This is a genomic window from Sagittula sp. S175, from assembly GCF_049800975.1.
In the GTDB taxonomy this organism is placed as follows: Bacteria; Pseudomonadota; Alphaproteobacteria; order Rhodobacterales; family Rhodobacteraceae; genus Sagittula.
The window spans coordinates 1-8113 of record NZ_JBNAGB010000014.1; the positions used below are offsets into that span (position 1 = coordinate 1).

General features: G+C 62.7%; 4 protein-coding genes. 3 read left to right on the forward strand and 1 reads right to left on the reverse strand.

Annotation, left to right across the window (positions count from 1 at the left end):
* The coding region (locus ACP16H_RS16860; RefSeq protein ID WP_425073418.1) for a filamentous hemagglutinin N-terminal domain-containing protein at positions 1-2912 on the reverse strand (2912 nt) is incomplete at its 3' end.
* 414 nt (positions 2913-3326) lie between these two features.
* Here ACP16H_RS16860 and uvrB point away from each other — a divergent pair.
* The 3 genes from uvrB to ACP16H_RS16875 all read left to right on the forward strand — a co-directional run bounded on the left by uvrB (position 3327) and on the right by ACP16H_RS16875 (position 8045).
* Positions 3327-5519 (forward strand): excinuclease ABC subunit UvrB, encoded by a 2193-nt coding sequence (gene uvrB / locus ACP16H_RS16865; protein ID WP_425073419.1) that lies wholly within the window; start codon positions 3327-3329, stop codon positions 5517-5519.
* 3 nt (positions 5520-5522) lie between these two features.
* Positions 5523-6431, forward strand: coding sequence for an abortive infection family protein (locus tag ACP16H_RS16870; RefSeq protein ID WP_425073420.1), 909 nt, complete (start codon positions 5523-5525; stop codon positions 6429-6431).
* Positions 6432-7127: 696 nt separating this feature from the next.
* Positions 7128-8045: an MYG1 family protein gene (locus ACP16H_RS16875; RefSeq protein ID WP_425073421.1), complete on the forward strand. Its 918-nt coding sequence runs from the start codon at positions 7128-7130 to the stop codon at positions 8043-8045.
* The last annotated feature ends 68 nt before the right edge of the window (positions 8046-8113 follow it).

Sequence of the window (8113 nt, forward strand, 5' to 3'; positions counted from 1 at the left end):
ACCCGGTCCAGCCCGGAGTTGATCGAGACATCTCCGCCCGCCACGATGTCGGAGGTCCGGTTGTACACATCCCCCACCGCCGAGGCGATGGTGATCGTGCCCCCGGCGCTCAGCAGCGCCCGGTTCGCGCCGACGTTGTAGTTCTCCAGCCGGTTGCCCAGGGTCAGAACGATGTTGCGGCCCGCCGTCACCGACTGGCCGTGGTTGTACATCGCGTTGCCCGTCACCTTGATGTCGCGCACCGCCTCGATATTGGCGCCGGTCCGGTTGTACAGGTTCTTCCCGCCCAGAACGATCACGTCGTTCAGGTTCGCCTTGATGATCGAATCCGTCTCGTTGACCGTGTAGGTGTTCCGCGCCGTCAGACTGACCGTGTTGCCTTCGACATGGCTGCGCTGAACCCAGATCGCGTCCCGCGCGTCCAGCGTCACGTTCCCCGAGGCAATCGCCGCGTTGTTCGTCAGCCGGATGGTGCCGCGGTCGGTGTCCAGCCGCAGGTTCTTCGTCGTGCCATAGGTGCGGATGTAGCCCGCGCCGCGCGCTGCCGTCCCGTGCGAAGATATGATGTCGCCGCCGTACTTGCGCCCGGCCAGCAGGTCGATGGCGCCATGCGACCAGATGCGGCCGCCCTCGTTGGTGATCGACGCCCCGGCAAGGACATTGATGCCACCGGACCCGGCGTACATCGTCGAGGTGCCGTTGATGAGCGAATATTCCGCGTCAATATCCAGCGCCACGCCGCGCGCATTGCCCTGGATGTAGATATTCCCCCCCGTCGATTGCAGCACCAAGGTGTTGCCCGAGGACTCGGCGTTCTTCACCCGCATGTTGCCCGCCGAGACGAACTTCGTCTGGCCGGTCGACCGGGTGGTGCCGTACTGGTTCACTTCGCCGGTGGTCGACTGCAACGTGATGGACGAGGCCGTGATCGCGTTGTTGCCGGTATAGGTCCCGCGCGACGCCAGGTTCACCCAGCCCGCCGTGTTGATGGTGAACGGGTTGTTCAGCGCGTCGCCCATCTCGCGGACATAAAGGTTCAGGTAGCTCGCCGTGTCGATCGACGCCTGATCGTAGTTGAACCCGCCCTGCGCCTGGATCTTCAGCGTGCCGCTGTTTGCCTGGAAATGGGCCTGCGTCAGGTTGATGTTGCGCTGCGCGATGACCTCGGTGTTTCCACCGTAAGAGAAGTTGTGCGACCAGCGCCCGTGGGCGCGCAGGTTGACGTCATACAGATTGGCTTGCAGACGCAGCGTGCCGCTCGACTTGTATTCGCCGCCAAGGTTCTGCACCGAATGTCCGCCGGTGACGGTCAGCGACCCGATGCCATGCGCCTTGGTGCCGTAGTAAACCCGGTCGCCCACGATCAGCGGATCGCGCACGCCGTTGTAGATGTCGCGCACGGAACCACCCGCCAGCGCGGCGATCCTTCCAGCGACCGTCGACGACTTTGCCTTGGTCAGGTCGGTCTTCAGATAGGCGCCGGAATTGGCCGTGCGGTAGACCGCCTTCAGCGACTGCTGCGTGACGTTGCGCGTCGCGCTCATCACCAGCGCCTGCGCCGCGACCAGCACGCCCGAGTTGTTGAGGTCGGTCTTGTTCGCGGTCAGCGTCAGGTTCTGCGCCGCCATCACGCCGCCATGACCGATCATGTAGGCCCGATCCGCCCAGGACGCGGCATTCGCCACCACCAGCGAGCCCTGCCCCACGCCGCCCTGCGCAAACTGCAGGTCGATATTGCGGTCGGACCGCATGTTCCAGATTTCGCCCGCGACGACGGTCACTGCGCCGCTGGCGACGATCTCGCCCACGTTCACCAGCTTGTTCACCGCGTCATAGGTGGCAGAGGCCGAGGCCACCTCGCCCGCGATCAGGATGACATTGCCCGCGTCGATCTTGACGTTGGCCGCGGCCTCCATGCTGGCAGAGGCCGCCTGCGCATAGGTCGAGGCGACGATGTCCACGTTGCGCCCTGCCGTGACAGCCCCGCGATCCTGCTGCACTGCGCCGCTGCCGCCGCGCACGACGAAATCGCGGTTCGCCTGCACCGCCGAGTGGTTGATATTGCCCTTGGAGTGCAGCGAAACGTCGGTCGAGGTCGCGGTCAGCTTGCCGTCGGTGCGCACGCCCAGCCCGTTTTCGTTGCCGATGATGCGGATCTGCCCCGCCGTCATCGCGCCAAAGGCCGTCGCGTCCACCGCATAGGCGCTGCCCGCCGCGCCGTCGGGCGTGCCCGCGCCCACCGACCGGTTCCGTGCGTTGTAGGTCGAGGCACCGCCGATGGCGTCCACCACCGTCGCCTTGACCGGACCGTCCACCGTCACCGTGCGGCCGACCAGCGCCAGCGTGCCATCGGCGGTCACACCGCTGCGGCCCACGTGGACGTTGCCCTTGCGGGTATCCAGCACCACGTCGCCATTGGCATTCACGCTGGCCGCGCCTGTGGCCAGCGTCGTCCGCGACGCGTTGATGAAGTTACAACCGTTACAGGTGATCCCGTTCTGGTTGGTAATCATCAGGTCCGCCTTGGGACCAAAGACTTCGAAGGTGCCGCCAAGGTTCGACCGCTGCGTGCCGCGCACGTCGTTCAGGATGACCTTGGCCTCTGCGCCGGCGCTCAGACGGGTGTTGGCGCCCACGGAACCGCCGGACCGGGACGTGCCCGCGGTTGCCGAGTTGTTGAAGATTGCGCCGGAACTTGTTGAAAAGTTTGAATATCTGTTGACCGAGACGCCATTGCTGGGCGGCGCAATGTTGATCTGGGGCTTGCCGCCCCCGGAATTGGTGATGACCGGGCGCTGCCCGGCGACGGCTGTCCCGTCTATTGTGATGCTCTGCGCCGCGGCGATGGCTGGAAAGAACACCAGCGCGTACATGCAGAAAAGGTTGACCACGAAGCGGAAGGCAAGACGCATCGCATCACTCACATTAAAGTTGTCCCCGAAGGCCTGTTAACCAAGAAGTGAACGTTGGCTCAACCCTTGAGAAAGTCGCCGCAACATTTTGTTCGCCAACGGCGTATCGGAGGCGGACCCGGTTTCTCCCTTGTTTCTTGGGCGCAACCTGTGATGGCCCACCCGAGGTGTGCTTAACCTGCCACATCAGCCGATCCGCCCATGGTCCTGATTCTACGCGCCGTTTTCCGCCGCGCTCCTACGGAGACGAATCACCTCCCCACCCTGATTCGCGACGCCGATCCGCCCCATCCCGGACCCCGCCAGCGCCCTCATCATCAGGCCCGTTCCGGGGAGCCTGCTGCCGCCTCCTGTCAGCACCTCCCCTTGCATCCCCGGCCCCGCGTGCCACATTTGCCTCCGAAGGAGTCGCCCATGCACAACAACTCGCCCCAGCAGATGCCGATCCTGCATTCGCCCGCGCCCGACGTGCGCACGCGCGAAAAGCTGGAGGGCGGCAAGGCCTTCCGCATGCAGACGGCCTTCTCCCCGGCAGGCGACCAGCCCACCGCCATCGCGGAACTCTCCGGCGGGATCAACGACGGCGAACGCGATCAGGTGCTGCTGGGCGCAACCGGCACGGGCAAGACCTTCACCATGGCTAAGGTCATCGAGGAAACCCAGAGACCGGCGATCATCCTCGCCCCGAACAAGACCCTCGCCGCCCAATTGTACGGCGAATTCAAGGGCTTCTTCCCCGACAACGCGGTGGAATACTTCGTCTCCTACTACGACTACTACCAGCCCGAAGCCTACGTCGCCCGCTCCGACACCTACATCGAGAAAGAATCACAGATCAACGAACAGATCGACCGGATGCGCCACTCGGCCACCCGCGCCCTTCTGGAACGCGACGACGTCATCATCGTCGCCTCGGTGTCCTGCATCTACGGCATCGGCTCGGTGGAAACCTACGGGGCGATGACGCAGGACCTGTTCGTCGGCAAGGAATACGACCAGCGGCAGATCATGGCGGACCTCATCGCCCAGCAATACCGCCGCAACGATCAGGCCTTCCAGCGCGGCTCCTTCCGCGTCCGTGGCGATGTGCTCGAAGTCTGGCCCGCCCACCTCGACGACCGGGCGTGGCGGCTGTCCTTCTTCGGCGAGGAACTGGAATCCCTCACCGAATTCGACCCCCTGACCGGCACGAAAACCGACAGCTTCGAACGCATCCGCATCTACGCCAACTCGCACTACGTCACACCGCGCCCGACGATGCAGCAGGCCATCATCGGCATCAAGAAAGAGCTCCGCCAACGGCTCGACCAGCTGGTGAACGAAGGCAAGCTGCTGGAGGCACAGCGCCTCGAACAGCGCACCAACTTCGACATCGAGATGCTCGAGGCCACCGGCGTCTGCAACGGGATCGAGAACTACTCGCGCTACCTCACCGGCCGCGCGCCGGGCGAACCGCCCCCCACACTCTTCGAATTCATCCCCGACAACGCCATCGTATTTGCAGACGAATCCCACGTCTCCGTGCCGCAGATCGGCGGCATGTACCGGGGCGACTACCGGCGGAAATTCACGCTGGCGGAACATGGGTTTAGACTACCTTCCTGCATGGACAACCGCCCCCTCAAGTTCGAGGAATGGGACGCCATGCGCCCGCAATCCATCTTCGTCTCCGCCACCCCGGCAGCATGGGAGCTGGAACAATCCGGCGGCGTGTTCAGCGAACAGGTGATCCGCCCCACCGGCCTTCTGGACCCGCAGGTGGAAATCCGCCCCGTCGATATGCAGGTCGACGACCTCCTCGATGAAATCCGTAAGGTCGCCAAGCAGGACATGCGCACCCTCGCCACCGTGCTGACCAAACGCATGGCCGAGGACCTGACCGAATACCTGCATGAACAGGGCATCCGCGTGCGCTACATGCACTCCGACATCGACACCATCGAACGCATCGAGATCCTGCGCGATCTCCGCCTCGGCGCCTTCGACGTGCTGGTCGGCATCAACCTCCTGCGCGAGGGCCTCGACATCCCCGAATGCGGTCTCGTCGCCATCCTTGACGCGGACAAGGAGGGCTTCCTGCGCTCTGAAACCTCCCTGATCCAGACCATCGGCCGCGCCGCGCGGAATGCCGAAGGCCGCGTCATCATGTACGCCGACCGCGTCACCGGCTCGATGGAGCGCGCCATCGGCGAAACCAACCGCCGCCGCGAAAAGCAGATGGCCTATAACGAGGAACACGGCATCACGCCCGAGACGGTCAAGAAGAACGTCGACGACATCCTCGCCGGTCTCTACCAGGGCGACACGGACCAAAGCCGCGTCACCGCCAAGATCGACCCCAAGCGCCAGGGCAGCAACATCGCCGCCGTCATGGAGGGCCTGCGCACCGACATGCGCAAGGCCGCCGAGAACCTGGAATTCGAAGAAGCGGCCCGCCTGCGCGACGAGATAAAGCGGTTGGAGGCAGTGGAACTCGCCGTCGCCGACGACCCGCTCGCCCGCCAGCAGGCGGTCGAGAAGGCGTCAGAGGAGGCGGTCAAGTCGCGCGGGCGGTCTACGGCCGGGAAGCCGGGGCAAAGGGGTGGGGTGAAGAGGAGGGGGAGATAGGCAGTGGCGCGACTGAAACACTATCAACGAGATTTGATCCAGGGCTTCTTCTCGCCCCAGCCCGGTTACGTCCTTGATTTCACCAACAAAACTTTCTCTGAATTTTTCGAAGATCACTTTGAAACGAGAATTTACGCTGACGCCTTCAGTGAAAAGGGAACGTCAAAGTTCAACCGCCTATTGTCGTTCATTGAGCTTTCACCGCCCCACGTGGTAGTCGAATTACTTAGACTATTGTGGAAACGGAAGCACGCGGATCGAGATGCAAGCATTGAAGAAGCTGCGATGCAATCGAGCCGAAACGAATGGGCGGTCGATCCAGAGTACGTTAGTATCTTAATGGACAGCGCCGCTATCGAGGATGCGCCACTTTACAAACTCATAGATGAAATTGCAGCCCTGCCTTCACATACTGTGCTACCCCATTTGAAGCGCGTCAGCGCCGAATGGACCTTGGATACATTAGAACGCGAATTTCAGCGGGCATTTGAGGGAGTAGACAATGACCCGGAGGCCGCAATAACCGCCGCATGTTCTATGCTCGAGGGAATATGCAAATCGAGTATTGATGCCCGCGGCCTGGATCGGCCGAAAACACAGGATATCAAGACATTATACAAGTGCGTCCGCGAACCACTCGGTTTAGCAGCGGAAAAGGAAATGCCGTCCGGCGAAATCGAAGCTGACGTGCGCACGGTGCTTAGCGCATTAGCGAACGTTGTTCAGGGAATTGGCGCACTACGAACCCACGCAGGCAGTGCTCACGGTAGAGAACGCGGCTTTCGGCGGCTCGATCCAAGGATAGCAAGGCTTTCGGTATCATCGGCGTCATCAATCGCGCTATTCCTTCTCGAAACTTGGGAGAAGCGGTTCCCCGAAGACAAGCTTGTGAAGATTGCAAGCAAGCCGTAGGTTGCGTGCTTGCACGCACAAATTCCCGTGTGTCCGCGCGACGCTTGCTCGCCCACTGAAAACGTATACCCCATGATGCGCTCCGACGCCGGCCCGATCTTTGCAGATCGGGCGTTCGTTGCTTTGATCGCTCCACTGGAGCGATCAAGTTGGCCGGCGGCCAAACCGCGCCTCACTGTCGCGGAAAACGCGGGCCAACTCGTGATCTTCTGCAACCGCGCCCCGGTCCGCTGGCTGACCCCGCCACCGGACACCGCGCCCCGTTCCAATCTTCCACACCCCATCCACCAGCGCTCGCCGCTTTCTTGAAAAGAAAGCGCCCCGAAGTCTTTTCAAGACTTCGTCCCCCCCTCAAAACCACTCAAACCGACAAATCCTTAACAACCGGCCGGTTTACCCCGTCAAACCGGCCGGGACTCACCTTTCCAAATGTTTAAAGACCCAAGGTAACACACCGTGCGGCCGGTTAACCGCCCCCGGATCACCCCGCGCGCCTTGTCAAAACCCGACAGGATCACCGCTTTTTCCCGGCCTTTCATCTCCTGTTCACCATTCTGAACCATCGCCCCAAAGCCCTCACCCGGGGCCCCAACCGCTTCAATGCCCGTCGTTTCGCGCTGGACAGATCAGATTGGCTCTGGAAAAACGCCGTCTGACACTCACCTGACGCCATTCCGGCCCGCCAGAGGACACCCGATGACCGTTGACACTCTCGTCACCCACTCCGGCGGCTTCCACGCAGACGAACTGCTCTCCTCCGTCATTCTCACCCGCCTTTTTCCCGCTGCGAAACTGGTGCGCTCCCGCGATCCAAAGTGGATCACGCCGGGCGAAGGCAAGATCATTTACGACGTCGGACGTCTATATGATGTGGATCAGAACATCTTTGACCACCACCAGAGGCCCAATCCGCTGCGGCCTGACGATCAGCCCTACAGCTCCTTCGGTCTGATCTGGCACCATTTCGGGCGCGACTACCTGCGCGCCCACACCGTGCCGGAGGCCGACATCGACGCCGTCCATGCCTCGATCGACGCGACCTTCGTTCTCCCCGTCGACCTCATGGACAACGGCGCCCTCGAACCTTCCGCCGCCGGTCCGCTTGCCAGCCTCACCCTCCCCGTCCTGCTCGAGACGCTCAAGCCTCCCTTCGATGCGCGCGACCCCGAGGCCGACGACCAGGCATTCCTGCAGGCGCTGACCGTCGCGCGCGCCTTTCTCGAAGCGGCGGTGGGGACAAAATCCGCCAAGCGGCGCGCCGATGCGCTGGTGACCCAAGCCATTGTGAATGCAGGAGATTCTCGCATCCTCGAACTGCCTTCCGGGATGCCTTTCCGCTCTGCTGTCGAAAAGGCAGGGGCGGATTACCTGCTGTTTGTCATCCATCCGCGGGACGACGATTGGGCGTTAACCACAATCCGGAAAAATGCCGACACGTTCGAAAGCCGTGCCGACCTTCCGGAAGCCTGGGCCGGCCTCACGGACGGCGCGCTGGAAGCGGCCTCGGGCGTGCCGGGCGCCAAGTTCTGCCATAACGCGCGCTTCATCGCCGTCGCTGCGACCCGCGAGGCCGTCGTCGAGATGGCCCGGCGGGCGGTCGCCGCAGCCATCTGACTTTTCCATTTTATAACAAGGACGTGCGAGAAGTTTCTCGCATGCCCTTCCCCTTCTCTGGCATGCCG

Coding starts and splice junctions, on each gene's coding strand:
- ACP16H_RS16875 (WP_425073421.1), top strand. CDS start 7,128: ATGACCGTTGACACTCTCGTCACCCACTCCGGCGGCTTCCACGCAGAC.
- uvrB (WP_425073419.1), top strand. CDS start 3,327: ATGCACAACAACTCGCCCCAGCAGATGCCGATCCTGCATTCGCCCGCG.